Here is a 23,611-nt window from a genome sequence, read left to right as displayed (position 1 = left end):
AACGCCGCTATAGATCTTTAAACTGGGTATTCCCCGAGAGTCTTTCCCGCCCGTGCTCTCAGCCCATCGTGAAGGAGCCGTAGAAGCGATAGCGCGTTCCCCGCTCCGCCAACATTACCTGAAAAAACAAGCCAGCTGTCCATGTAGTGCAAGTGCGGTTCATTTAGCACGCTTGCAATAGCGCCAAGTGCGTCCTGGACCCGAATTCCACTGGCTACCTCTAGCGGTTTGGCTGATCCATTCATAAGAAGGTTAAGATCACTGTGAGCGATTTGGCGATTACGCCAGTCCCGGCAGAACTTGCATTTATTCAGAGCTGCATCGACTAACTCCTGCACAGCCCCTTTGATTGTGGGGTCCACGAGTTCCGGCAGGTTTTGGATTGTCAGGTTTCTGTTTTTCATCGCTTTGGGTGGGTCTGTTAGACGCGCAATACGAAGCAATGTTTGTTCCCAAAGTGCAGCATGAAATATTCGAAAAAGGGCCGGTGCTGTTTGGTTCAATATTTCCACTGACTTCGGTTCGCTAAACAAATGGACGTATTCCCCCCAGGTCGCATGCAGCCAGTCGACTTCAAGCCAGAGTGCATAAAACTGCGTCCCTAACTCCTCACCCATTTTTTCAATGTAATTTCTTTTCGCCTCCTCGGCAGTCCTGGTAGTCACAGCGTGTCCATAGTTTCCGGCCCTGCTTTTATTTTAGCTTAGCGAATCATTAGATAGTTTGCTGGTTTTCCACAACTACGTCGAACGACGCCGCTTTTGACCCATTAGGTCGCAATTGTCGAGAGGTCTACTTTGTTGCAGAACTTAGACCAGCACGCTGAGGAATGCTCCTTACGCATATTGCGCGATGCCGTTGCCAAACGACCAGTTTTCCTTTGGCACTTCCAACAGATTCACCAGAATGTTTTCGGGCCGGATGCCGGGATTGCTGGAAAGAATCTCTGCGATGCGCGCGAAGAGTGCTTTCTTTTGCTCGGGTCCGCGCGTGTTGTTGACGGTGATTTGAATGATCACGAGATCATCATCGCGTGCAATTCCAAGATAGTTTTCGCCATAGAGAAAATTGCTTTTATCATATTCATCGACGAGCATGAAACGGTCGTCTTCCGGCACGCCGAACGACTCGCGCATCGCCTGATAGAGACCATCCAAGATTGCCTTGCGATATTCCTGCGGCTTGCCTTTCAGCAGGGAAACACGAGTGAGTGGCATGAGGATTCCTTTCAAGGTTCGCGACGAAGAAAATGGCCGCCCGGCCAGGCTATTCCATTCATCGCGCGGCCGACCCGAGCGTATCTGAACTTTGAAGTCAAGGACGCGCCGAAGGCGCGCGGCCTCCGGCCGTCCATGATCCTTGAGTTCAAAGTTCAGATACGCTTTCTTGGCCGCTATGCGATGAATGAGTTTTCCCGCGCAGGAGGCGCCGCTCGCCATGGATATAAAGGTTCGGACCTCTTCTCTCATCCTTCGAGACGCTTGCTTCGCAAGCTCCTCAGGATAAGGGGGGAGCACCTAGAAATAAATTCTAAAGCACTTTGCCGGGGTTTAAGATGCCCTTCGGATCGAACGTTTGCTTGATTGCGCGCATGACGTCCATCGCGACTTTATCCTTCACCTTCGGCAGCAGATCACGCTTCAATTGGCCGATTCCATGTTCGGCCGAGATCGAGCCTTTATGCGCCAGGACAATCTCATAAACGATGGCGTTGATCTCGTCCCAGCGCGCCAAAAATGCTTGCCTATCGGCGCCGACGGGTTGCGAGATGTTGCAATGAATATTTCCGTCCCCCACATGGCCAAACGGCACCAGCCGGGCGCCCGGCACGGCGTAGCTCACAGCGCGAAAAACCTCTTCGAGAAAAATGGGAATGTCGGCAATTGGGACGCTGACGTCGTGCTTGATCGAACCGCCCTCGAGAGTTTGGGCCTCTGGCAAGAACTCGCGCAGCTTCCAGAAATTTTGGCGTTGTTCGAGCGAGGCGGCGATCGCCGCATCCTCGATGATGTGCCTCGCGCTGCCCGCCTCAAGCAGCGCGAGCAAGCGGGCGTCAAGCCCTTCCCGGCTCTGCGAACTCAATTCGAGCAGCACATACCAAGGAAATTTTTTGGCGAGCACATCGCGCGTGTCAAAATGCCCCAGAACGAAATCTAGGCCGAGGCGCGGGATAAGCTCGAAACTGGTGATCTCGCCTCCCGCCATGTCACGCGCCAGGCCAAGCAAATCAAGAGCCGCACGCGGTGAAGCGAGACCCACAAAGGCCGTCTCGACTGATTGAGGTTTTGGAAAAAGTTTCAAAACAGCGGCCGTGATGACTCCAAGAGTCCCTTCCGAACCGATGAAAAGATTTTTGAGATCGTAGCCGGTGTTGTTTTTTTTGAGCTTCGACAAATCCGAGAGAATCCGGCCATCGGCAAGCACAACCTCGAGTCCGAGCAGGAGATCGCGCGCATTGCCATAAGCGATCACATTGGTGCCGCCGGCGTTGGTCGCGAGATTGCCGCCGATGGTGCAAGATCCCTCCGACCCGAGCGACAGCGGAAACAGCCGGTTGGCGCGGCTCGCTTCCGCCTGCACATCGGTCAGAACCATGCCAGCTTCCACCGTCATCGTGTTCGAGGCGGGATCGATCTCGCGCAGCGCTCGCAGCCGGGTGAGCGAAAGGACGATGGCGCCGCCATCGGGGCTGGGATTTTGCCCGCCGACGAGCCCGGTGTTGCCGCCCTGCGGCACAACCGGCGTCGCCGTCTCATGACAAAGCGCCAGCACCGCCGCGACGTCTTGCACCGAGCCTGGCTGCACGACACAAAGCGCCTTGCCATGAAAGAGCGCGCGCGGCTCGTGCAAAAACCCCTCCATCCCGGCGGGATCGGCGACGACGTGGTTTTTGCCGACGATGGCCTCAAACCCCGCGATCACGCCGGGAAAAGCCGCTCTTTGGGAGGCCGTATTCAAATTTGATCCATCCCTTTTTGCACGAAGGACACCAGGATAGGGTCAAACCGGTCTCCGTAAAGCGAATTTTGCGCATTCGGTGAACGCGAGAAGGCTTTGCCCTCGTAAAGTTGAATTTTTATGGCTGGTAGCGATTGACCGCTGAACAGCGGCTATGTTGGATAAAGTTCCGCGGATTTCCATGAGGAGAAGCTATGGCGGCGCTCGACACGGTCCTGGCGAAGATCGATGCCAATCTCGATTCGGCTCTTGGACGGCTCTTTCAACTCGTCGAAATCCCGTCGATCTCGACCGACCCCGCTTATGCCGGGGCCTGTGCCAGGGCGGCCGAATGGCTTGCCGACGAGCTCAAGGGCATCGGTTGCGAGGCATCGGTGCGGCCAACGGCTGGACATCCGATGATCGTCGGCCATGTGAAGGCGGAGCGGCCCGACGTGCCGCATGTGCTTTTTTATGGCCATTATGACGTACAGCCGCCTGACCCGCTCGATCTGTGGGATAAGCCGCCTTTCGAACCGCACATCGCCGAGGCGCCAACCGGCAAACGGATCGTCGGGCGCGGGGTCGCCGACGACAAGGGCCAGCTGATGACCTTTGTCGAGGCCTGCCGCGCCTTCAAGGAAACCGGCGGCGTGCCTTGCAACATCACTTTTTTTCTTGAGGGCGAGGAAGAAACCGGTTCGCCGTCGCTTCCAGCTTTTCTTAGCGGAAACGCCACCGAGCTCAAAGCCGACATGGCACTGGTGTGCGACACCGGTATGTGGGACCAGCAAACGCCTGCGATCACCATCATGCTGCGCGGTCTCGTGCTCGAGGAGGTCGTCATTCATGCGGCGAGCCGCGATCTCCATTCGGGCATCTTTGGCGGCGCGGCGGTCAATCCGATCCATGTTCTCGCCCGGATCATCGCCGATCTGCACGACGACAAAGGGCGCGTCGCGCTGCCAGGTTTCTACAATGGCGTAAGCGAACTCCCCGAGGAGATCGCCGACCAATGGCGTGAATTGCACGCGCGGGGAAGCGCTTTTTTAAACGATGTCGGGCTTTCGGTTCCGGCCGGCGAACAAGGCCGGGATGTTCTCGAAATGGTTTGGTCGCGTCCGACGTGCGACGTCAATGGCATCCTCGGCGGCTATACGGGCAAGGGCTCGAAGACCGTGCTGCCCGCGCAAGCGAGCGCCAAGTTCTCGTTCCGGCTGGTTGGAAAGCAAGACCCGGATGAAATCGCGGAAAACTTTAAGGATTTCGTCAAGGCCCGGCTGCCGGCCGATTGCCGCGCCGAATTTATTTCGCATGGCGCCTCGGGGGCCCTGCAACTGCCGTTCAGTTCGGAGGCACTGTCGCGCGCCCGGCGGGCGTTGCTGGCCGAATGGGGCAATGAGCCGGTGCTGGCGGGATGCGGCGGCTCGATCCCGGTGGTTGGTGCTTTCAAGCATGATCTCGGGATGGACAGTTTGATGATCGGCTTTGGCCTCGAAGACGATCGCATGCATTCGCCCAATGAGAAATATGAGCTGTCCTCGTTCCACAAGGGAATCCGCAGCTGGGCACGGGTCCTGAACGCGCTCGCGCTTTGAGGAGCATCCCCAGCGATTAGGAGCGCAATCGCCGCAGCCGCACACCCGCCACCTGCAAACCAGCAAAGAGAATGAGCGCGTAAATGGCGGCACCGGACAAGCCAAGCAGCATCAGCTCCATGACATTGGCGAAACGGCCAAGGCCTGCTGTCATGTGCTGGATTGGCGCGGCGGCAAACAGCGCGAAAACCGCCAGAACGAAGGACGCCAAAGTCACCACCGTGACCGTTTTCCACAAGAACAGGTCAATCTTCATCGCGTCCCGTCGAATTGCCAAAAGACTGAGGATGATGAGATTGATCCAGGCTCCAATGGCCGTCGCAATGGCAAGCCCAGGCGCGCCAAAAGGCTTGAACAGCACGATCTTGAAGCCGACATTGACCGCGACGGCGAAGAGGGCGATCAGCATCGGGGTTTTTGTATCGCCCTGCGCCTGAAAGCTCGCCACGGCGGAGCGCAAAAGAACGATTGCGACCAGCCCGAAACCATAGGCCGTGAGCACCGCGGCTGAGGCGTTGGCGGCCTCCGCCGTAAAGGCGCCGCGCTGGAAAACCCCGCGCATGATGGCATCTGGAATCATGATGAAGGCAATGAAAAATGGCGCCGTCAGCGCAAGCGACAGGGCCATCGTGCGATTTTGCGCGTGCAGGGCGCCGCCATGATCACCTGTGGAAAAACGCCGGCTCATCTCCGGCAGCAGCACCGTGCCAGCCGCAATGCCGATGACGCCGAGCGGCAATTGATAGATGCGGTCCGCGTAATAGATCGAGGAGACGCCGCCGGTCGGCAGCAATGAACTGATGATGGTGTCCGCGAAAAGCGCGATCTGACTGCCGGCCGAGCCGATCACAGCAGGACCGAGCGTGACAAGGAAATGCTTGATGTGCTTCGTCATGGCCGGGCGCGCGAAATGCTCGAAAATTCCCGCATGGTACGCAGCCACGGAGGTCAGCACGAGTTGCAGTACGCCGGAGATCGTCAACCCCCAGCTCGCCGCCAGGCCAGGATTCTCGAACAAGAAAGCGATGCTCAGAAAAAAGATCATCGTCATATTCATCACGACTGGCGTGAAGGCCGCGGCGATAAAACGGCCATGGGCGTTCAAGGTGCCGGACTGCAGCGTCACGAGCGTGATGAACAAAAGATAAGGAAAGGTGATCCGTGTCAGCGTGACGGCGAGAGCGAATTTTTCTGGATCGGCCCGGAAACCTGGTGCCAACAGATCGATGACATAGGGCGTGAAAGCCCAGGCGAGCGCGAGCAAGATGATCTGGGATGCGAGCAGCCCGATAAAAATCTGCCCCGCGAAGAGCCGCGCACTGGCGAGACCCTCGCTTTGCAGGACCCGCGCATAGCTTGGCACATAGGCGGAGTTGAAAGCCCCTTCGCCAAAAATCGTGCGAAAATGGTTGGGCAGACGCTGAGCGATGGCGAAAACATCGTTAATCCACCCGCCTCCGAGCACGGCGGCCGCCAAGACATCGCGCAAAAATCCCGCGCCGCGCGAGAGCAGGGTCAAACCGCCGACGGAAACCAGGCTTTTGTACATCAATGAGTTCGATTCAAGCGGAACGCTGGCGGGCCGGCGATTCGTCCGCCGCAAGGGAGTCCAAGCCGACGCGCTCCTCGATCAAATATAAAGGTCGCCGTTTCACTTCGGCGAAAATGCGGCCGATATATGCGCCGATGATGCCAAGCGACAGCAACTGAATCCCGGCAAAAAACGTAATGGAGACGATCAGTGAAGCATAGCCAGGCACATCGACGCCGAACATGAGGGTACGGATCAGATAGAAACCCGCCAATGTCAGCGCCAACAGGGACGTGGTCAAACCGATATAACTCCATACCTTAAGGGGCAAGGTCGAAAAGGACATCAACCCATCGAGAGCGAGATGGGTCAATTTACTGTAGCTGAATTTCGACTCTCCGTGGGCGCGCGCCTCGACATCGAAGGGCACGCTCACCGATTTAAATCCGATCCAGGCATAGAGCCCTTTGGAAAACCGCGCATGCTCCCGCATCGTGCGCAACGCCGCGACGGCCCGCGCGTCGAGGAGCCGGAAATCCCCGGCGCCTTCCGGCAATCGGGTGTCTCCGACCGAGCCGAAGAGCTTGTAGAAGCGCTGCGTCAACAGCCGCCGCAAGGGGTTATAGACGGCGTGATCGACACGCTGGGCATAGACGTTCTTGTAGCCTTCCCTCCATCGCGCGACAAACGTCTCGATCAATTCGGGAGGATGCTGCAAATCGGCGTCCATGATGACGGCCGCGGCACCTCTCGCATGATCAAGGCCCGCCGCTATGGCGACCTCCTTGCCGAAATTCCGGCTCAGCGACAGCGCCAAAATGCGAGAGTCCGCACAATGAGCCGCACGCAGCCGGTCGAGCGTATCGTCGGTCGATCCATCATCGACAAAAAGGATCTGGAAGGAGGCCACGCAACGCTCAAGCACCGGTACCAGACGCTTCAACAAGGCCTCAATATTCCGGGACTCGTTGAAGACCGGCGTGATGACGGTCAGCTGAGGCTGCCTGCCTTCCCCTGCCCCGGCCTCAAATTTTGTCATGACGGGCTGCCTTCACATTAAAACCTACGGCCACTTCTAGCACCAGAACAATCAGCTTATAGCACGCGCATGGCCGCAGGATGGGGTACAGCTATATTGACTGCGATGGTGGAGACTGACACCTCCGGCGCGCTCAAAATACGATAAAAGAAATGGCCAGTTAATCTTGGGAGGAAAATCCATGTTCACAAGTATCAAAAACTATTTGGTCGAAAACCCCAATGCTTTTCAAATTGCGAGCACATTCGTCATTGGCGTCGTTGCGCTTGCGATCTGGGGTTACACTTCCAAAAAGCCTCCGACGAAGGGCAGTTAAAACGGAATATCATGTCTTTTTGTCGTCTCGCTACTGCCTCCAGTTGGTTTGAATGCTGAGTTCCGAAGCCTCTTTTTCGTTCTGCCTCTGTGCCGATGATTTCGCGCTGTCACCGGGTGTGAGCCGCGGGATTTTGGAGGCTATTGGCGCCGGCCGGTTGAGTGCCGTGAGCGTCATGACGACCCGCCCCGCTTGGCCCGAAGGCGCACGGGCGCTCCGCCCTTTCACGGCAAAGGCCGACATCGGCCTTCACCTCAATCTGACGCTGGGCGAGCCGCTTGGAGAGATGCCAAGCTTCGCCGCGTCCGGACGCTTGCCGGACATCCGTCAAGTCATCAAGGGTGCTCGGCAAAAGTCGCTGCCGGAGGCAGAAATCGAGGCAGAAATTTCGCGTCAGCTTGACCAGTTTTCCAGACACTTCGGCGCGCCTCCCGCCTTCATCGATGGGCACCAGCACGTCCACATGCTGCCGCAGATCCGCTTATCTCTGTTCTTGTGCCTCGAACGGAGGGATCTCGCGGGCAAGGTCTGGCTGCGGACGAGCTCTGATCGTCCCTCGGCAATCCTGCGGCGCGGTGTCGAAGTGGCGAAGGCGCTTGCGGTTGCCTGGCTCGGCCGTGGCTTTGCGAGGGAAGCAGCCGCGCGTGGCTTTCCCACCAATGAAGGGTTCGCGGGGTTTTCGGCGTTCGATCCGGCGCGCGATTACGCCGCCGATTTCGCCCGTTATCTCCGCGTTCCTGGACACCGCCATCTTATTATGTGCCATCCCGGATATTGTGATGAAGAACTCGCCGCCCTGGACCCGGTGACCCTGAGCCGCGAACGCGAACTCAGCTTTCTGCTTTCCCCGGCCTTTCCGGATATGCTAGCGCGGAAGGGAGCGCGGATCGCACCGCTTTCGAGCGCGCCGCCACATTAAGGGAAGAAAGGGTACATTCATGTATCGCGCTCATCCAAAAGACGGCATTGCATGGATCACGGGAGCAAGTTCCGGCATTGGGCGTGCGGTAGCCCTCGAACTGAGCCGGCGCGGCTACACCGTCGCGGCAACCGCCCGCCGGCAAACGGAACTCGACGCCTTGACAGCGGAATCGCCAAATATTTTCCCCTTCCCCGGCGATGTCACCGATCGCCCGGCCATGGCTGGGCTTGCCGACGCGATTGAAGCCGAGCACGGGCCGATCGCCCTGGCATTCTTAAACGCGGGTGTCTATTTCGCCGATGAGGCCAATCAATTTTCGTCTGATATCATTTGGCACACATTCGAGATCAATGTCGGGGGAACGGTCAATTGTCTCGATCCCGTCCTCGCGGCGATGAAGCGGTATGGGAGGGGGCAGATCGCGATCAATGCGTCAATCGCAGGTTTTGGCGGCATCGAAGGGTCGGCGGGCTATGGTTCAACCAAGGCAGCTTTGATCTATATGGCGGAAGCCTTGAAGCTCACTTATGAGCAGGCGGGTATTACCCTGCAAATCGTCAATCCGGGTTTTGTTCATAGCGACATGACCGCGCAAAACAATTTCAAAATGCCGCTCATCATGGATGCTGGCAGGGCGGCCAAGATCATCTGTGACGGTTTTGCAAAAGGTGGTTTCGAAATCACCTTTCCTCGCCGCCTCGCATATTTTTTCAAGGCTGTGTGCCTATTGCCTTATCCGCTCTATTTCCGGCAGATGCGGCGCTTTGCGAAGCGGGAGCCCCTTCCAGACGAATAGGTCCCGCTGCGAGCAGCCTCTTGAGACGCCACCCCCACTTATCTATATCTCTACGGCCATAAAAATAATTCGCTGCGCAACGGCCGCGGCATTGGGAGGAAATGATGGTTTCGCCAAAAAGGTCCGAATCGGGAATCCCGGTCGGCATTTTGATCATTGTCATTGGCGCCGTCGGCCTCATTGGCCTCGTTGGCTTAGGCGCCTGGAGTCTCATGGGCTCGATCAAACTCGAGACCATCCCGCTGACCGGGGAATGGCGGGCCAAGGATAAGCCGTGGCGGCTTGAGTTTCGTGCCGATAAGACTGTCGTCAGCGCCAAGGGTGCCTCGCAACCGGATGCGCCGCAAGCTTGGACTCCGGAGCCCGGCACTTACAGAGTCGATTATTTTGGCACCCTATGGGTCAAGCTGAAAAATGGCAGCATTTACTCGGCGGTATTGGCGCCTCCTCCTGGGACGATGGCGCCCCCCAGTCCCAACCGCTTCGATCTCATCGAGTCCGGGACGGAATCGGTGACCGTCTTCAACAGGACGACTCCGATTAATCCAAAGCCTCAGGATTCCCAAAAGCAGCCCCTGCCTTAATTCCTCTACCCCTCCTCGCGGACGATCCTCGGAGCAAAATGGGTGCGCACAGGGGACGCGAGACTTTGCCGCCGCTCGGCAATGGCGTGGCGGACTTGGTTCAGCGCAAGGGTCAAGGCGCCCATTCGATTGACGCTTAGAGCGTGGACCGCGTCAGGTGTCAGGGCCAGCGCCAGCAGTTCGTCGGCTTCCTCTTCGTAGTCGTCGAGAAGCCCGACGTGCTCGGCGGTTCGGGCTGCCTTGGTGATTTCGATCAGACGGCACAGAATTTTGTCGGTATCCGCCGAATTGTGGCGAGAGAGCCTCGCCGCCGCCGCTGCGAGCCCAGTGCCGAGCACGCTCAAACACATCGCCCCGATGTAAAAGACATCGCTATATTTTTCGAAAAAGCTTTGTTCTTCATCATCGAGAAAAGCCAGGGAACCGGGATGCACCGGGAGGGCGGCGCCCTTGTCCGCCGGCGGCGCCTCGATGCGGTTGGCAATGGGGTTGCGCGCCGCAATCGACGGTCGCGACGCGAGCATGAGCCGCGTCACTTCTCCAGCCGTTTCGTTGCTGAGCGAGTTGCGTGCCACAAGCCGTGTGCTCACCCCCAGCGTGTCGAATTCCACCGAGGGTTTCGGCTGCGCACCGCCAAAAGCGCCGCGCATGACCGCCGCCTCCTCAAAAAGCGGCGAACGTTGCGCGATCGCTTTTGCTTCCGCAATTGGGAGAAAGACTGGCGGCCCATGACCGGCCGCGGCAACAGCGCCAACCGCCTCCGTCAACCCGTCAGAGCCCGGCACGCCGACCGCGAAAACCGCATCGATTTCCTTATGCTCGATCGCCCGCGCGAGTTCGCCAACACTCAGCGAAACACGTTTCACCGAGGCTGGAGGAACGTCATACTGGATAAGCGCCGTATCGAGAAGAAAGTGATTGTCTGCTTTTCCGGCTGCTCCGGATTGCAAAATACCGATCTTGTGCCCGCGCAGATCGTCGATCGCATGCAACCCGCTCTGCGCCGGGGCGAACAACACGGCAACATTCCGGCGCATGATCAAAACGGTCTGGCTACTCGGCGGCATCGCGATATCACTGCGCACAATTGCCAGATCGGCGCGGCCTTCCTCGAGCACGCGGGAGGACTCGGCCAAGCCGTCGACCGCGATCAATTTGAAGCGGATGCCTTCGCGATCTGCCGCAAAGCCGAGCGCAGCCGCCGTCATGATCGCCTGGTCGTCGCTGTCATGCGGAACCGCAACCCGCAAAACATTCGGGCGCTGGATGTAATAAATTGCCGTGGCGGCCGCCGCCGCCACTGTTAGGCTTCCGATGATCGTTCCAAGTATGAGTCGACGCATCCAATTCTCTCCGGCTTACCCAAAGGCACGGCGATTCTAGGTGGGACTGCTTGCGGGCATCTTAAGCCCTGGAAGACATCTCGCGAACCACTCCGCGCGGTTCGTCCTCAAATGTGGCTTGCGTTCGCGGCAAAGACAAGGCGCTCGCGAAAGCCTCGCCAAGGAGGATAATGCAGGGTCCCGAGGGCCCCGCCGCTGCGACTTTGGCGGCAAGGGTACCGATTGTGCCGGAAATGCGGCGTTCATCGGGGCAGGTCGCGCGCTCCACCAAAAGTGCCGGCGTCGCCGGATTCACTCCATTGGCAAGCAAACGTTGCACCAAGGGCTCAAGGGTTTTGACCCCCATATAGACGGCGGTCGAGGCGTGAGGGTCACAAAGCGCCCTCCAGTCGAAGTCTTCGGGAAGCTGGCCATTGTGGGCGTGCGCGGTAATGAATTGCAGCCGTCGCGCCGTTTCGCGCTCGGTCAGGGACATCTGCAACGTAGCGGCGGCGCCAAGCGCGGCAGTGACGCCGGGAACGACTTCGACCGGAATACCCGCCGCGCGCACGGCAGCGATTTCCTCGCTGGCGCGCCCGAAAATCATTGGGTCACCCCCCTTCAGGCGAACCACCCGTTTGCCTTGCGAGGCAAGCGACACCAGTTGGGCCACGATATGGTCCTGCCGGCAAGAGGGCCTGTAGCCGCGCTTGCCAACCGGGATTTTCTGAGCCTCACGCCGCGCCATTTCGACAATGGCTGGCGCGACAAGATCATCATACAAGATTACGTCGGCGGACTGCAGCGCGCGCAGCGCCTTGAGCGTCAACAGTTCAGGATCACCGGGACCAGCGCCGACAAGCGCGACGGACCCATGCGGAACGGCGGCCGAACCTGCTCTCGCCTCGTCGAGCAACTTCGCGAGGTCCCTGTCTTGCGGTGCGCGCCGGGCGGCCAGGGCCTTATTGCTGAAGAGCTCCCAAAACCGCAGGCGAGTTTTTAGGGGCGTACCATGGGCTTGCAGATGTTCCCGCCATGTCTTGGCTTCCGCAACCCAATGCTGGATCTCGCGCGGGAGCAAAGCTTCGATCCGCCCGCGCAACGCTTGCGCCAGTTTGGGCGCGCCGCCGCCGGTCGAGATACCAATAACAAGGGGTGATCGATCGACGATCGCGCCAAATTGAAAATCCGAAAATTCAGGCTTGTCGATAATATTGATCGCGACGCTGGCGGCGCGGGCCGTAGCCTGAAGCCTGGCAGCTTCGGCGGCCGTCTCCGCCTCGGCGATCGCCAGCGCGGCTCCGCGAAAATCCTCAGGCTCGACGCCGCGTGCAACGAGGACGACATTGGAGCAGCGGCTGGCGAGCGTCACAAGACCTGGATAGAAGGTTTGGCCGAAGATTTCGACGCGTGCCCCCGCTGCCTGACAGAGCTCGGCCTTCCAGAGAATCGCGTTGGAGCCGCCTGCGAGAACCACTTTTTTGCCATTTAGCGAAAAAAAGATCGGAAGGCAGGCAAGCTCACGCATCAGCGGACCAGATTCCCCTTTTACCTCTTGGGTCGAAAAAAGCTCGTTCATTCGCGCGTTTTGTCCTATGCGGTGCGTCTGTTGTTCATGGTCAGTGAGAGTTTGCGGGGCCAGCACGCCGAGTCATGAGCCAAGCCGAGGCACCGCACAAAGGATAACATATGGTTTGCGCGCCAGCTAATTCGAACCGCGGCAACGTGGAACATCACCGCATTGCGGCCCGGCTGAAGGAATGTTTTCGCCGGAAGTTCCGGGACGCAAGAGCCAAGTGTAAGCTTGGTCTCACTCTGTTTGTTTTGCTTCTTTTGGTTCAGCAGCCTCTCCATGCCGCAGACGGCGTCTTCGTCCCAAGTTTTTGGGACCCGCACAATCACATTGCCAAGCCCGACATTAGCGGCCTGCACAGTCTGCGCTTCCTAACCGGCGACGATTATCCGCCATTCCATTTCGCGCTGCCGGACGGAAGCCTCTCGGGATTCGATGTCGATCTGGCTCGCGCCATCTGCGAGGAATTGAAGATCACCTGCACGATCCAGGCCCGCCGCTTCGACACCTTGATCGACGCGCTGAACGGTGATCAGGGCGACGCCTTGATGGCGGGACTGCGGATCGACGGGCAGACCCGCGCCGCGCTTGATTTTTCCGGGCCATACTACATTACGCCGGCCCGTTTCGCAGCCTTGACCGGCGTCTCCTCCTTGCCCGCGACGCCGGAAACCCTGCGGGGAAAAACCGTCGGTGTCGAAGCGAAAAGCGCGCATGAAGCCTATCTCGAGACGTATTTTACAGACACGGTCCGCAAGCCATATGACTCCCAAAAACTCCTTCGCGAAGCGCTTGTGAAAGGCGAGATCGACACGATTTTCGGCGACGGGATATCGCTCAGCATGTGGCTCGGAGGGCCTGAGGGGCGGAATTGTTGCAGCTTCCGGGGCGGCCCGTTCATCGACACAAAGTTTTTTGGCGAAGGCGTCGGGATCGCCGTCAAGAAAGGCGATGGACAATTACGGCAAACACTCGACTACGCCCTTGCAACGCTCGCGGCGAAGGGAACCTATGCCAATCTTTATCTCAAATATTTTCCACTCGGCTTTTTTTAAGCCGGGCAAGCCCGCTTGAGATTTTAGAGAAATGCCTCAAGTTCGCGCGCGGATTGTTGCGGCGGCCTTTGCAAATTGAAGGCGCTGACGAATTTTCCGCGCTTGTCCATCAGATAGACGATCCCGGTGTGGTCCACTGTATAGTCTCCGGGTTTTTCCCCCGGAATTTTCTTCGCGTAGACGCGAAACGTCTTGGCGATCGCCTCGATTTTATTGCCATCGCCGGTCAGCCCAATAATACGGGGATCGAAGTTTTCCAGATAGTTCTTCAAAACATCCGGCGTGTCGCGCTCGGGATCGACAGTGACGAAAAGCGCCGAGACTTTTTTATCAGGTCCCAACTCCTTAAACACGGCGGAAATGTCAAAGAGTGCCGTCGGACAAAAGTCCGGGCAGTGGGTATAGCCGAAAAACACAAGATAGGGCCGCCCAGCAAGATCCGCGTTGGTCACCGTGCGGCCATCCTGCCCGATCCCGGTGAAGGAGCCGCCGACTTCCGGGGAACCGAGATTTATGTTGCCCGGCAGGACTGCATAAACGAGCCCGCCAAGCGCTGCGAGGCCAAGTGCGAAGCCAATGACAATCACACGAAGCTGGCGCGCAGCCTTCTCCTGGGGTGACTTCTTTGATCCTTGCTTCATGCCGGGAAATTAATCGCAACGTGCCGCCGACGCCAGTCCCCGGACATTAAAAATAACAAGCTGCTTGATGCGTCTCTTAAGGTTTAGGTTGGACAAGGCGCCCTTGCTTGGGGCGGGGCTTCCAGGCCGGTCGTCTTGCGAGCCGCAGAGGTTAACGTTATAACCTACAAAATCTCTCTGGTGCGCTAGGAACAGCCATGAGCATTGCCCGCGAAAGGCAAAAAGCGGAACCTATGCCTGCTTTCTCTCTGCTCCGCTTGTCAGCTCTGGCGCGGCTCAGCTATGCCCTGATTGTCATCGCAAGCCTATGGGCCGCCGTCCTTTGGGCACTGGCATGACAAGGGATGCGGCTCCTCCCATGGACATCGCCATCCGCTTCCGTGATCTCACGCTTGGCTATGACCGGCATCCGGCCGTGCATCATCTCGACGGCGAGGTCGAGCGCGGCGCGCTGCTGGCCATTTGCGGCCCGAACGGCGCCGGCAAATCAACCTTGCTCAAAGGTATCGCCGGAACCCTTGCGCCGCTCACTGGCGCGATCTCCCTGCCCCGCCTCACCCGCCGCGATATTGCCTATCTGCCGCAAGCGGCCGACATCGACAGAAGCTTTCCAATCCATGTGTTCGATGCCGTGGCCATGGGGCTATGGAAGCGTTGCGGCATGTTCGGCGGGATTGCCCGCGGCGAAAACGCGAAAATTCGCGAAGCGATCGCAGCGGTTGGCCTCGCCGGTTTCGAGACCCGCGCGATTGGTACCCTATCCGGCGGCCAATTGCAGCGGATGCTCTTCGCCCGGCTTCTTTTGCAAGACGCGGCGCTCATTCTGCTGGACGAACCCTTTACCGCGATCGATTCCAAAACCGTTGCCGATCTGCTTGGCCTCGTTGCCCGCTGGCATGCCGAAAAGCGCACCGTGCTCGTTGTGTCGCATGACCTCGATCTCGTGCGGGGCTATTTTCCACAAACGCTTCTGCTCGCGCGCGAGGCGGTCGCCGAGGGAAAAACCAATGCCGTCCTCACACCGGAAAATCTTTTGAAAGCCCGCTCGATGATCGAGGCGTTCGACCGGGATGCACATTCTTGCGCGCGGGCCGCATGAAATGGGGCGAATATTTCTTTATTTCCCAGCCTTGGAGCGCGCACGTGCTGTTGCATGACGTCTTCGTTGCGCCATTTGTTGAATTCGCCTTCATGCGCCGCGCTCTTGCCGGGGCGCTCGCTCTTGCTGTCGCGGGGCCGCCCCTTGGCGTATTTCTGATTTTGCGCCGCATGGCTCTGACCGGCGACGCGGTGGGGCATGCGATTTTGCCTGGCGCCGCGCTCGGCTATCTGGTGTCCGGCCTGTCGCTCGGGCCGATGACGATCGGCGGTCTGATCGCCGGGCTCACCGTCGCGGTCGGCTCAGGCATTGTCGCCCGCACCACGATTTTGCGCGAGGATACCTCGCTTGCCGCCTTCTATCTCATCTCGCTCGCGCTGGGTGTCACCATCGTGTCCGTGCGCGGCTCGAATATCGATCTTTTGCATGTGCTTTTTGGCAGTGTGCTGGCGCTGGACGACGCAACCTTGATTCTGCTTGCGGTGATCGCGAGCGTGACAATAGCCGCGCTCGCCGTGATTTACCGGCCGCTTGTGCTGGAGACGGTCGATGCGGAGTTTCTCGCTTCGGTCAGCCGCAGCGGCGGCATTGTGCAAGTCGCGTTTTTGGCGCTGGTTGTCTTGAATCTCGTCGGCGGATTTCATGCGCTCGGCACACTTCTCGCGGTTGGAATCATGATGCTGCCGGCTGCCTCGGCCCGGCTGATCACCGGCGACATGACGGCGATGACCGGCATCGCCGTGGCGCAGGGCATGCTCTCCGGCTATGCCGGCCTCGTCATTTCCTTCCATGCTGGATTGCCGTCGGGACCTGTCATTATCTTGATTTCTGGCATCCTGTATTTGCTGGCGCTTGTGTTCGGGCCGGCGGGCGGTCTGTTGCGCCGCATGAAGCCAGGGCGGCATTTGGAGGCGTGATTTTTTCGAAATTCGGAGACAGAGCGTGGCAAAATTGCGTTATGTTATAACCTTAGTTCTGGTGTCTCTGGGCATCGTGAGCGCCTGGCAGACAAAGGTGCAAGCCGAGGATAAGTTGCCGGTCGTCGCAACATTTTCGATCCTCGCCGATTTTGCCCGCAATGTCGGTGGCGGGCGAATTGTAGTCACCGAACTTGTCGGCCCGAATGGCGATACGCATGTCTATCAGCCAAGACCCGCCGACGCGCAGGAGCTTGCCGGGGCGAGGCTTATTTTGGTGAATGGTCTCGGCTTGGAAGGCTGGATCGACCGGCTCATAAGGGCCTCGGGCACGAAGGCACCGGTTGCCGTCGCAACGAAAGGAATTAAGCCGCAGCAAATGAACGAAGAAGGACGCATCGGAACAGACCCGCATGCCTGGCAATCCATCGCCAATGCCAAAATCTATGTCGCAAACATTCGCGACGCTCTTATAGCTGCCGACCCCGAGGGCGCGTCGGCCTATCGCGCCAATGCGGATGATTATCTTGGCACGCTCGACGCTCTCGACAAGGAAGTCTCTGAGGCAATTGCGGCTATTCCGCCAGAGCGGCGGCAAATCATCACAACCCACGACGCCTTTGGCTATTTCGGGACAGCCTATGGATTTCGCTTTGTCGCTCCCATGGGCATCTCGACAGAAACGGAGGCATGCGCCCGCGACGTTGCCAAAATCATCCGCCAGATCAAGGCGCAAAAGATCCCAGCGGTTTTTCTTGAGAATGTGACCGACACGAGACTCTTGCAAACCATCGCCGCCGAATCCGGCGCGAAAAATGGCGGCACGCTTTATTCGGACGCGCTATCCGTTCCGGACGGCCCAGCTGGAACCTACATCGAGATGATGCACAACAATGTCAGGGAGCTTTCCGCCGCGCTGAAGGACTAACGGAATCGTCCATAAGTCGCGAGAAGCAGCACAGGTCTGTGCGTTACGCATCAGACGCGCCGCAGCAGGACCAGTTGGCCGTCCACAGGACGATTGGTTTCAAGCCGCAACATCGTGGCTTTGGACGTGACGGAAACAAAGTTCTTGCCGTAAAGCGACTCGACGTAGTGCGCCGCATGGGCAAAGCGGCCAGACGGCTGAAGCGTGTAGTCCTCGCAATCGCTTGTCTCGTAACTGAATGCGAAAATCCCGCCTGGCTCAAGGCGGCTTGCCACCGCCGCGAACAGCGGCGCCAGATCCCCGAAATAGACGAGCACGTCCAAGGCCGCGATCAGGTCATAGGTCGCTTCGCATCCGGAAAGAAAAGCAACAACCTCTTCCTCGATCAGATAGTCGTAGAGTCCACGTTCCCGCGCCTTGTCCAACATCCCGGGCGAAATATCGACACCTGTCAATGTCCCGCCAAAGGACGTGAAATAAGGCGCCGCGAGACCCGTTCCGCATCCAAGATCCAGCAGATGTTTGAAGGTCCCAGCCGTCTCGGCAAGCAACAAATGAATTTTCTCGGGAACCTGATAGTCGAGCACTTCGACGAGATGCCTATCAAAATGCTGTGCATATTTGTTAAAACTTGCGATGAGATAAGGGGCTGGTGCGCGGTCGAAAGCACATCCCGTCAGGGTCGCAAGATGAAAACCAATGACGGGATCGTCCGGCATACGCTCTAGCAGGGCGCGACCGAGACGTATTGCAGCTTCACACGGGCCATACCCGCCAAGCGCTTGGAATGCTGCACGACAGACGTCGAGCACATCCTCCGCATGCTCACCGGTGGTCTTGAGATAGACCGCAATCGCTTCTTCGACCGGGCGTTCAATCACCGTCTCGATCAAACGAACGCGGCCATAGCGCTGGACGAGCGCGCAGTCCCCTGGACCAAGACGTAACGCCTGCGCAAAGGCGGCACTTGCCCCGGAAAAATCTCCCAGCAAATAGCGTGTCTGCGCGAGACAGGCCCAGATTGGCGCCGATGCCGAACCAAGATCCACGGCCAACCCGAGAAGACGCGCTCCCTTTTTATATTGGCGAGCCTCGACGTAAAGAAGGCCCAGTCCTACAGCAGCTTCCGCGCATCTTCCATCGAGCGCAAGCGCCTGCAAATAGGCGTCTTCTGCCGCACTCTTGTCGCCAGCCTCATTGCTGAGGCCCGCCGCGCTCAGCCAAACCTGAAGTTGACAGGAATCAAGCGCGAGCGACCGCAGCATGCATTGCATCGCCTCGGCCTTTTTGCCTTGCGCGCGCAGGATGTATCCTAGTTCCGCTACGATCGTCGGATCGTCTGGCACCGCTTCCGCAGCGGCGGTCAACATCTGCGCCGCATCATCCAGCCGCCCATCCCGCCAAAACATAATCCCGCAATGACGGAGCGCCGTAACCAACGACGCGCCTTGATCGAGCGCGCACGCGAACTGCGCATGTTGCCCCCGCAAGAGCGCCAACGAACTCGCATGGGCGTCCAGCAACAACGTGGAAACTTGGCTATGCATTGAAAACTCTTCCCGACCGGCATCCGATGCGGGCAAGCTACTTCATCAGTCTGATGCGTGCCTTACTCGATCATGTGCATCACTCGATCGCAACGGTGCGCAGCCGTAAGGCGTTGCCGATCACGCTCACCGACGAGAGGGACATCGCCGCGGCGGCGATAACCGGTGACAAAAGAATGCCAAACGACGGATAGAGAACGCCGGCGGCGATCGGCACACCCGCCGCGTTATAAATGAAGGCGAAGAACAGATTTTGCCTGATGTTGCGCATCGTCGCCTCTGACAGGCGGCGCGCCCGCAAAATTCCGCGCAAATCACCCTTCAACAGTGTCACTCCTGCGCTTTCGATGGCGACATCGGTGCCGGTGCCCATCGCGATGCCGACATCCGCAGCGGCAAGCGCGGGAGCGTCGTTGACGCCATCGCCCGCCATCGCCACGATCCGGCCCTGCTTGCGCAACTCCTCGACGGCTTCGCTCTTGTTGACGGGCAAAACGCCTGCTTTCACGTCGTCGATGCCGAGCTTGCGCGCGACCGCCTCGGCGGTGGTTTGATTGTCGCCGGTGAGCATCACCACGCGAATACCTTCGCCGCGCAGGGCTTTAACCGCGTCCAGCGCCGCCTCCTTCACCGGATCGGCAATCGCGATGAGACCGGCAGCGGCCCCATCGATGGCGCCAAATATAACGGTCGCGCCATCCTTGCGCAATTCGTTCGCCTCTCTCAGCAGCTCCGCTGTTGAAATGCCGTTCGCTTTTAAAAAGCCCGCATTGCCGATCATGAGCTTGCGGCCCTCGACTTCGCCAACTACGCCTTTCCCGGCGGGCGCATCGAATTCCTTGGGTTCCCACAATTCAAGACCGCGCTCCTTCGCTTCATTCACGATTGCATCGGCGAGCGGATGTTCGCTGGACCGCTCCAAGCTCGCCGCAAGCCGCAAGAACTCATCTTCGGCAAAGCCGCCCGCGGCTCGCACCGCAGTGACCTTGGGCTTGCCTTCGGTCAGCGTTCCAGTCTTATCGACCACAAGCGTATCGACCTTTTCCATCCGCTCCAGGGCCTCCGCGTTCTTGATCAACACACCGGATTGGGCACCGCGCCCGACACCGACCATGATCGACATCGGCGTCGCAAGTCCGAGCGCGCAAGGACAGGCAATGATCAACACCGAGACGGCGGCGACGATCGCATAAGCGAAACGCGGCTCCGGACCAAAGATCGCCCAGGCGGCGAAAGCGGCAAGCGCGGCAGCGATGACCAAAGGCACAAACCAGGAAGCGACCTGATCGGCGAGGCGCTGGATCGGCGCCCGGCTCCTTTGCGCCGTTGCCACCAATTGCACGATCTGGGAGAGCAGCGTATCGCCGCCAACCTTATCCGCCCGCATGATGAATGAACCGCTCTGATTGAGCGTGCCCGCAATCACTTTTCCACCCGCATCCTTACCCACAGGAAGCGACTCGCCGGTGACGAGCGATTCGTCGATCGTTGCATGTCCTTCGAGCATCTCTCCATCGACCGGGACTTTTTCGCCAGGGCGCACACGCAAGCGGTCGCCGACGACAATCGCATCGAGAGGAACCTCCTCGTCGTTGCCATCGTCGCGGACACGCCGTGCGGTCTTCGGCGCCAGACCCAGAAGCGCCTTGATCGCGTTGGACGTCTTCTCGCGCGCCCTTAGTTCCAGCACTTGTCCAAGCAACACCAGAACCGTAATGACCGCTGCCGCCTCGAAATAAATCGCAACGGACCCGTCGGCGCTCCGGAAGGTCGGCGGGAACAACCCTGGTGCCAATGTCGCGACCAAACTGTAGAGCCACGCGACGCCCGTTCCGAGCGCAATCAGCGTGAACATATTGAGATTGCGAGTGACGAGCGATTTCGTACCGCGTTCGAAAAACGGATAGCCGGCCCAAAGCACGACCGGCGTCGCGAAAACCAGCTGAACATAATTCGAAATTTGCTGGCCAAGCAGCATGTGAAGATGAAAAAGATGGCCCCCCATTTCCAAAACCACCACCGGCAGGCTGAGCGCCAAGGCGATCCAGAAACGCCGGGCCATGTCGGTAAGCTCGGGATTTGGCCCGCTGTCCGCCTTCGCCGTCTCCGGTTCGAGCGCCATGCCGCAGATCGGACAAGAGCCCGGACCGGGCTGGCGGATTTGCGGATGCATCGGGCACGTATAGATCGTGGCGTCGCCATCCCGCACCAGCGGTTTGGGCTGCTTGTTCACGTAGGAGTCGGGATTGGCGATGAACTTTGTTTTGCAGCCCTGACTGCAGAAATAATAAGTCGCGCCGCCCATCTCGGCGCTGTGTCCGGCGGTACGCGGATCGACATCCATCCCGCAGACCGGGTCCTTCACAAGAGCGCCCGCCTCGCCAGCGGCACCTGGATGCGGCTGCGGGTGTCGATGATGGTCATGCATGGACATCAGGTTGCTCCCGGAGATACTTGGCGTTGAGACATAGTCGCCGCGGGCGCTTATTCCAAGGGCATCACCTTGTGCTACTTGGCAAGGCGGCGAGCGCTTCCCTCCCGGAAACCCGCGTCTGCCTCGGCCAGCTCCAGAAATCGGCCTGGTGGCTCATCGCGTCCGCGAGGCGGCGCCGGTAGGCCTTCTTAGGCACTTCGACGGCGCCAAGCGACGCCAGATGCGGCGTCACGAATTGTGTATCGAGCAGACGAAAACCACCCTTCGCCAAACGCGCGACGAGATGCACCAGCGCGACCTTCGAGGCGTCGGTCTTGCGATGAAACATGCTTTCGCCGAAAAATGCCGCGCCAAGATGGACGCCGTAGAGTCCCCCCACAAGCGCACCGCCGGCCCAGCTTTCCACCGTGTGAACATGGCCAAGGTCGAAGAGCTGGCGGTAGAGCCTTCTGATCCGCATGTTGATCCAGGTTTTGTCGCGGCCTTCGTAGGAGGCGGCGCAGGCATCGATCACGGCATCGAAATCGCTATCGACCCTGATCTCGAAACAATCGGAGCGAACCGTTTTGATGAGGCTTTTCGATATGATGAGCCCATCGAGCGGGAATATACCCCGGGCCTCCGGATCGACCCAGAAAAGATTGTCATCCGTGGCGCTCTCCGCCATCGGGAAGAGGCCGATGGAATAGGCGCGCAGCAAGATATCGGCAGTAATCTCGAATTGGTCGTGGGGACGGCTCATTATGCAAGACTGAGCGCCACGCCCGCCGCCGTCAAGATCCGGCGGGAGATCGCCCCAGTGCCGCTTGACAAAAGCTTGATCCGTGCGCTTTCTCAACCGTCACGCAATGCCCGAACCCGAGCTGTTCCATGATGGTTTCGACGACGAATGACATCACCGGCTTCAAGATCGTCCGCCATCTCGGCATCGTGCGCGGCATCACCGTTCGTTCCCGCAGCGTCGTCGGCAATTTTGTTGGCGGCATTCAATCCATGTTCGGCGGCCAGATCGGTGCTTATGTCGAGCTTGCGGAAACCGCCCGGCAGGAAGCGTTTGATCATATGTGCGCGCATGCCACCCAAGGAGGCGCCAACGCGGTGGTGGGGATGCGGTATGACGCAAATGATATCATGGATGGAATCACCGAAGTCTTGGCGTATGGCACGGCGGTTTGGGTCGAGCCGCTCTCCGCGTAACCGGCAGCAACTGAAAATTGTTGGCGGATTTTAAGAAACGCCATGCTATCCACCATTGTCGTATGCGACGATAGACGCGCGATCCCGCCGGGCCGCGAATCAGCCCGGGTTTTGTCGCGCACGCTGGCATCCTTGGTCACGGCCAAAGTCGAAGGCCTGCTTGGCGATGTCCAGATCGCGGGACCGTCGGGAGAGGGCTTGAGGGCACTCGCCAATCATGCCGGCTGCGATTTGATCGAGGCGGACAATGAGGCGGACTGGCTCGCCGCGACCTTGCAAGCCGCGCGCGGCCCCGAAGTCTTTCTGCTCCGCTGCGGGCTGGCTCCAGAAGCGGGCTTTATCGAGGAAACACGGGATTTTTTGGCGAGCGGCAACAACAAGGACCGGCCGCTTGCGGCGTGTCTGCGCTGCGTGCCCGAAACATTTTTCGAGCGGCTTTTTCCAGGTCTCGCGCCTGTCGCCGGGATTGTCGCAACCCGCGAACTTATGCTCCGCGCGCCGCGCGGCGGCTTTGCATCGCTCACAAGCTTCATTGCTCCAGCAACAACGTTCCACGCGCGTGCGCGCCGCATCCGTTAACCGGTTCAAACCGGCTCGGGACTCCGAGCCAAAACCAAGGTGGGCCGTTAGGAGGTTGAAATGTCAGAGTTCCCAGTAAACCCGACGCGCTTCGATCCTTACAAGGATTTCAAGTTTCGCGTGAAATGGGATGGGCGGTATGTCGCTGGCATTAGCCGGCTCAGCGCTTTGCGGCGGACGACGGAGGTCATTGAACATCGCGAGGGCGGCGATCCGTCGACTTCGCGCAAATCACCTGGCCGAACCCAGTTTGATGCGATCACTCTCGAACGCGGCGTCACTCAAGATACCGCTTTCGAGGCATGGGCAAACATGGTTTGGAAACTTGGAGCGTCGCTTGGATCAGAATCCGCGCTCGCCGATTTCCGCAAAGACCTCATCATCGAATTGTATAATGAAGCTGGCCAATTGGTGCTTGGTTACAAAGTTTTTCGTGCTTGGGTGAGCGAATATATCGCGCTGCCCGATCTGGATGCGCAAGCCATCGGGGTTGCGATTCAGTCGCTTACCTTGGTGCATGAGGGCTGGGAGCGGGACACCTCGATCGTTGAACCGAAAGAACCGGTGACGGATTAGCCTTGTCCAGTTTCGCCCCC

At 58.9% G+C, this 23,611-nt stretch carries 24 protein-coding genes; 13 read left to right on the top strand and 11 right to left on the bottom strand.

Going from position 1 to position 23,611, the window contains the following annotated elements:
• Positions 1–17: 17 nt before the first annotated feature.
• The 3 genes from QEV83_RS17840 to QEV83_RS17830 all read right to left on the bottom strand — a co-directional run bounded on the left by QEV83_RS17840 (position 18) and on the right by QEV83_RS17830 (position 2,862).
• Positions 18–665, bottom strand: coding sequence for a hypothetical protein (locus QEV83_RS17840; protein WP_280128996.1), 648 nt, complete (start codon positions 663–665; stop codon positions 18–20).
• Between the two features lie 171 nt (positions 666–836).
• Positions 837–1,217 (bottom strand): tautomerase family protein, encoded by a 381-nt coding sequence (locus QEV83_RS17835; RefSeq protein ID WP_280128995.1) that lies wholly within the window; start codon positions 1,215–1,217, stop codon positions 837–839.
• Positions 1,218–1,530: 313 nt separating this feature from the next.
• Positions 1,531–2,862 carry an FAD-binding oxidoreductase gene (locus tag QEV83_RS17830; protein ID WP_280131133.1) on the bottom strand — a complete coding sequence of 444 codons (1,332 nt, stop codon included), beginning with the start codon at positions 2,860–2,862 and terminating at the stop codon, positions 1,531–1,533.
• Between the two features lie 290 nt (positions 2,863–3,152).
• Here QEV83_RS17830 and QEV83_RS17825 point away from each other — a divergent pair, with 290 nt between their 5' ends.
• Positions 3,153–4,535 carry a M20/M25/M40 family metallo-hydrolase gene (locus QEV83_RS17825; RefSeq protein WP_280128994.1) on the top strand — a complete coding sequence of 461 codons (1,383 nt, stop codon included), beginning with the start codon at positions 3,153–3,155 and terminating at the stop codon, positions 4,533–4,535.
• Positions 4,536–4,551: 16 nt separating this feature from the next.
• Here the strand turns inward: QEV83_RS17825 and murJ are convergent, their stop codons facing one another.
• Together murJ and QEV83_RS17815 are read right to left on the bottom strand one after the other, a co-directional pair.
• On the bottom strand, positions 4,552–6,084 hold the full coding sequence (gene murJ, locus QEV83_RS17820) for a murein biosynthesis integral membrane protein MurJ (protein WP_280128993.1): 1,533 nt from the start codon (positions 6,082–6,084) through the stop codon (positions 4,552–4,554).
• Between the two features lie 13 nt (positions 6,085–6,097).
• The gene (locus QEV83_RS17815; protein WP_280128992.1) at positions 6,098–7,105 is read right to left on the bottom strand and encodes a glycosyltransferase family 2 protein; all 1,008 of its coding nucleotides are present in this window, start codon (positions 7,103–7,105) and stop codon (positions 6,098–6,100) included.
• Between the two features lie 181 nt (positions 7,106–7,286).
• Here QEV83_RS17815 and QEV83_RS17810 point away from each other — a divergent pair, with 181 nt between their 5' ends.
• The 4 genes from QEV83_RS17810 (at position 7,287) to QEV83_RS17795 (ending at position 9,723) form a co-directional block, all read left to right on the top strand.
• A complete protein-coding gene (locus tag QEV83_RS17810; RefSeq protein WP_280128991.1) occupies positions 7,287–7,421 on the top strand; it encodes a hypothetical protein in 135 nt (44 codons plus the stop codon).
• A 52-nt stretch (positions 7,422–7,473) separates the two neighbouring features.
• Positions 7,474–8,340 carry a ChbG/HpnK family deacetylase gene (locus tag QEV83_RS17805; RefSeq protein WP_280128990.1) on the top strand — a complete coding sequence of 289 codons (867 nt, stop codon included), beginning with the start codon at positions 7,474–7,476 and terminating at the stop codon, positions 8,338–8,340.
• 19 nt (positions 8,341–8,359) lie between these two features.
• On the top strand, positions 8,360–9,139 hold the full coding sequence (locus QEV83_RS17800; RefSeq protein ID WP_280128989.1) for an SDR family NAD(P)-dependent oxidoreductase: 780 nt from the start codon (positions 8,360–8,362) through the stop codon (positions 9,137–9,139).
• Positions 9,140–9,240: 101 nt separating this feature from the next.
• Positions 9,241–9,723, top strand: a complete 483-nt coding sequence (locus QEV83_RS17795; protein ID WP_280128988.1) for a hypothetical protein — start codon at positions 9,241–9,243, stop codon at positions 9,721–9,723.
• Between the two features lie 5 nt (positions 9,724–9,728).
• Here QEV83_RS17795 and QEV83_RS17790 read toward each other — a convergent pair whose 3' ends face one another.
• Both QEV83_RS17790 and cysG read right to left on the bottom strand, forming a co-directional pair.
• Positions 9,729–11,066, bottom strand: coding sequence for a TAXI family TRAP transporter solute-binding subunit (locus QEV83_RS17790; RefSeq protein ID WP_280128987.1), 1,338 nt, complete (start codon positions 11,064–11,066; stop codon positions 9,729–9,731).
• 61 nt (positions 11,067–11,127) lie between these two features.
• Entirely contained in the window at positions 11,128–12,624 is a 1,497-nt protein-coding gene (cysG, locus tag QEV83_RS17785; protein ID WP_280128986.1) for a siroheme synthase CysG, read from the bottom strand.
• A 110-nt stretch (positions 12,625–12,734) separates the two neighbouring features.
• Between cysG and QEV83_RS17780 the strand changes: the two genes are divergently transcribed.
• Positions 12,735–13,673, top strand: a complete 939-nt coding sequence (locus QEV83_RS17780; protein ID WP_280128985.1) for a transporter substrate-binding domain-containing protein — start codon at positions 12,735–12,737, stop codon at positions 13,671–13,673.
• A 23-nt stretch (positions 13,674–13,696) separates the two neighbouring features.
• Here QEV83_RS17780 and QEV83_RS17775 read toward each other — a convergent pair whose 3' ends face one another.
• A complete protein-coding gene (locus QEV83_RS17775; RefSeq protein WP_280128984.1) occupies positions 13,697–14,314 on the bottom strand; it encodes an SCO family protein in 618 nt (205 codons plus the stop codon).
• A gap of 197 nt (positions 14,315–14,511) precedes the next feature.
• Between QEV83_RS17775 and QEV83_RS17770 the strand changes: the two genes are divergently transcribed.
• The 4 genes from QEV83_RS17770 to QEV83_RS17755 all read left to right on the top strand — a co-directional run bounded on the left by QEV83_RS17770 (position 14,512) and on the right by QEV83_RS17755 (position 17,258).
• On the top strand, positions 14,512–14,652 hold the full coding sequence (locus QEV83_RS17770) for a hypothetical protein (protein WP_280128983.1): 141 nt from the start codon (positions 14,512–14,514) through the stop codon (positions 14,650–14,652).
• Between the two features lie 20 nt (positions 14,653–14,672).
• Complete coding sequence (locus QEV83_RS17765; RefSeq protein WP_280131132.1) at positions 14,673–15,413, top strand: ABC transporter ATP-binding protein; 741 nt, start codon at positions 14,673–14,675, stop codon at positions 15,411–15,413.
• 47 nt (positions 15,414–15,460) lie between these two features.
• Entirely contained in the window at positions 15,461–16,330 is an 870-nt protein-coding gene (locus QEV83_RS17760) for a metal ABC transporter permease (RefSeq protein WP_280131131.1), read from the top strand.
• Positions 16,331–16,397: 67 nt separating this feature from the next.
• Positions 16,398–17,258, top strand: a complete 861-nt coding sequence (locus QEV83_RS17755) for a metal ABC transporter substrate-binding protein (protein WP_280131130.1) — start codon at positions 16,398–16,400, stop codon at positions 17,256–17,258.
• A 50-nt stretch (positions 17,259–17,308) separates the two neighbouring features.
• Here the strand turns inward: QEV83_RS17755 and QEV83_RS17750 are convergent, their stop codons facing one another.
• The 3 genes from QEV83_RS17750 to aat all read right to left on the bottom strand — a co-directional run bounded on the left by QEV83_RS17750 (position 17,309) and on the right by aat (position 21,981).
• Positions 17,309–18,805: a methyltransferase domain-containing protein gene (locus QEV83_RS17750; RefSeq protein WP_280128982.1), complete on the bottom strand. Its 1,497-nt coding sequence runs from the start codon at positions 18,803–18,805 to the stop codon at positions 17,309–17,311.
• A 79-nt stretch (positions 18,806–18,884) separates the two neighbouring features.
• On the bottom strand, positions 18,885–21,233 hold the full coding sequence (locus tag QEV83_RS17745) for a heavy metal translocating P-type ATPase (protein WP_280131129.1): 2,349 nt from the start codon (positions 21,231–21,233) through the stop codon (positions 18,885–18,887).
• Positions 21,234–21,303: 70 nt separating this feature from the next.
• Positions 21,304–21,981, bottom strand: a complete 678-nt coding sequence (gene aat / locus QEV83_RS17740) for a leucyl/phenylalanyl-tRNA--protein transferase (protein WP_280128981.1) — start codon at positions 21,979–21,981, stop codon at positions 21,304–21,306.
• A gap of 128 nt (positions 21,982–22,109) precedes the next feature.
• On the opposite strand from aat, the gene QEV83_RS17735 reads away from it, so the two are divergent.
• Genes QEV83_RS17735 through QEV83_RS17725 form a run of 3 tightly spaced genes read left to right on the top strand, consistent with a single transcriptional unit; the run spans position 22,110 to position 23,591 of the window.
• Positions 22,110–22,436: a YbjQ family protein gene (locus tag QEV83_RS17735; RefSeq protein ID WP_280128980.1), complete on the top strand. Its 327-nt coding sequence runs from the start codon at positions 22,110–22,112 to the stop codon at positions 22,434–22,436.
• Between the two features lie 42 nt (positions 22,437–22,478).
• A complete protein-coding gene (locus tag QEV83_RS17730) occupies positions 22,479–23,015 on the top strand; it encodes a transposase (RefSeq protein WP_280128979.1) in 537 nt (178 codons plus the stop codon).
• A 60-nt stretch (positions 23,016–23,075) separates the two neighbouring features.
• On the top strand, positions 23,076–23,591 hold the full coding sequence (locus QEV83_RS17725) for a phage tail protein (RefSeq protein WP_280128978.1): 516 nt from the start codon (positions 23,076–23,078) through the stop codon (positions 23,589–23,591).
• Positions 23,592–23,611 lie beyond the last annotated feature (20 nt).

This window comes from Methylocapsa sp. D3K7 (genome assembly GCF_029855125.1).
In the GTDB taxonomy this organism is placed as follows: domain Bacteria; phylum Pseudomonadota; class Alphaproteobacteria; order Rhizobiales; family Beijerinckiaceae; genus Methylocapsa.
This window is presented reverse-complemented; position numbering and strand designations above follow the sequence as displayed.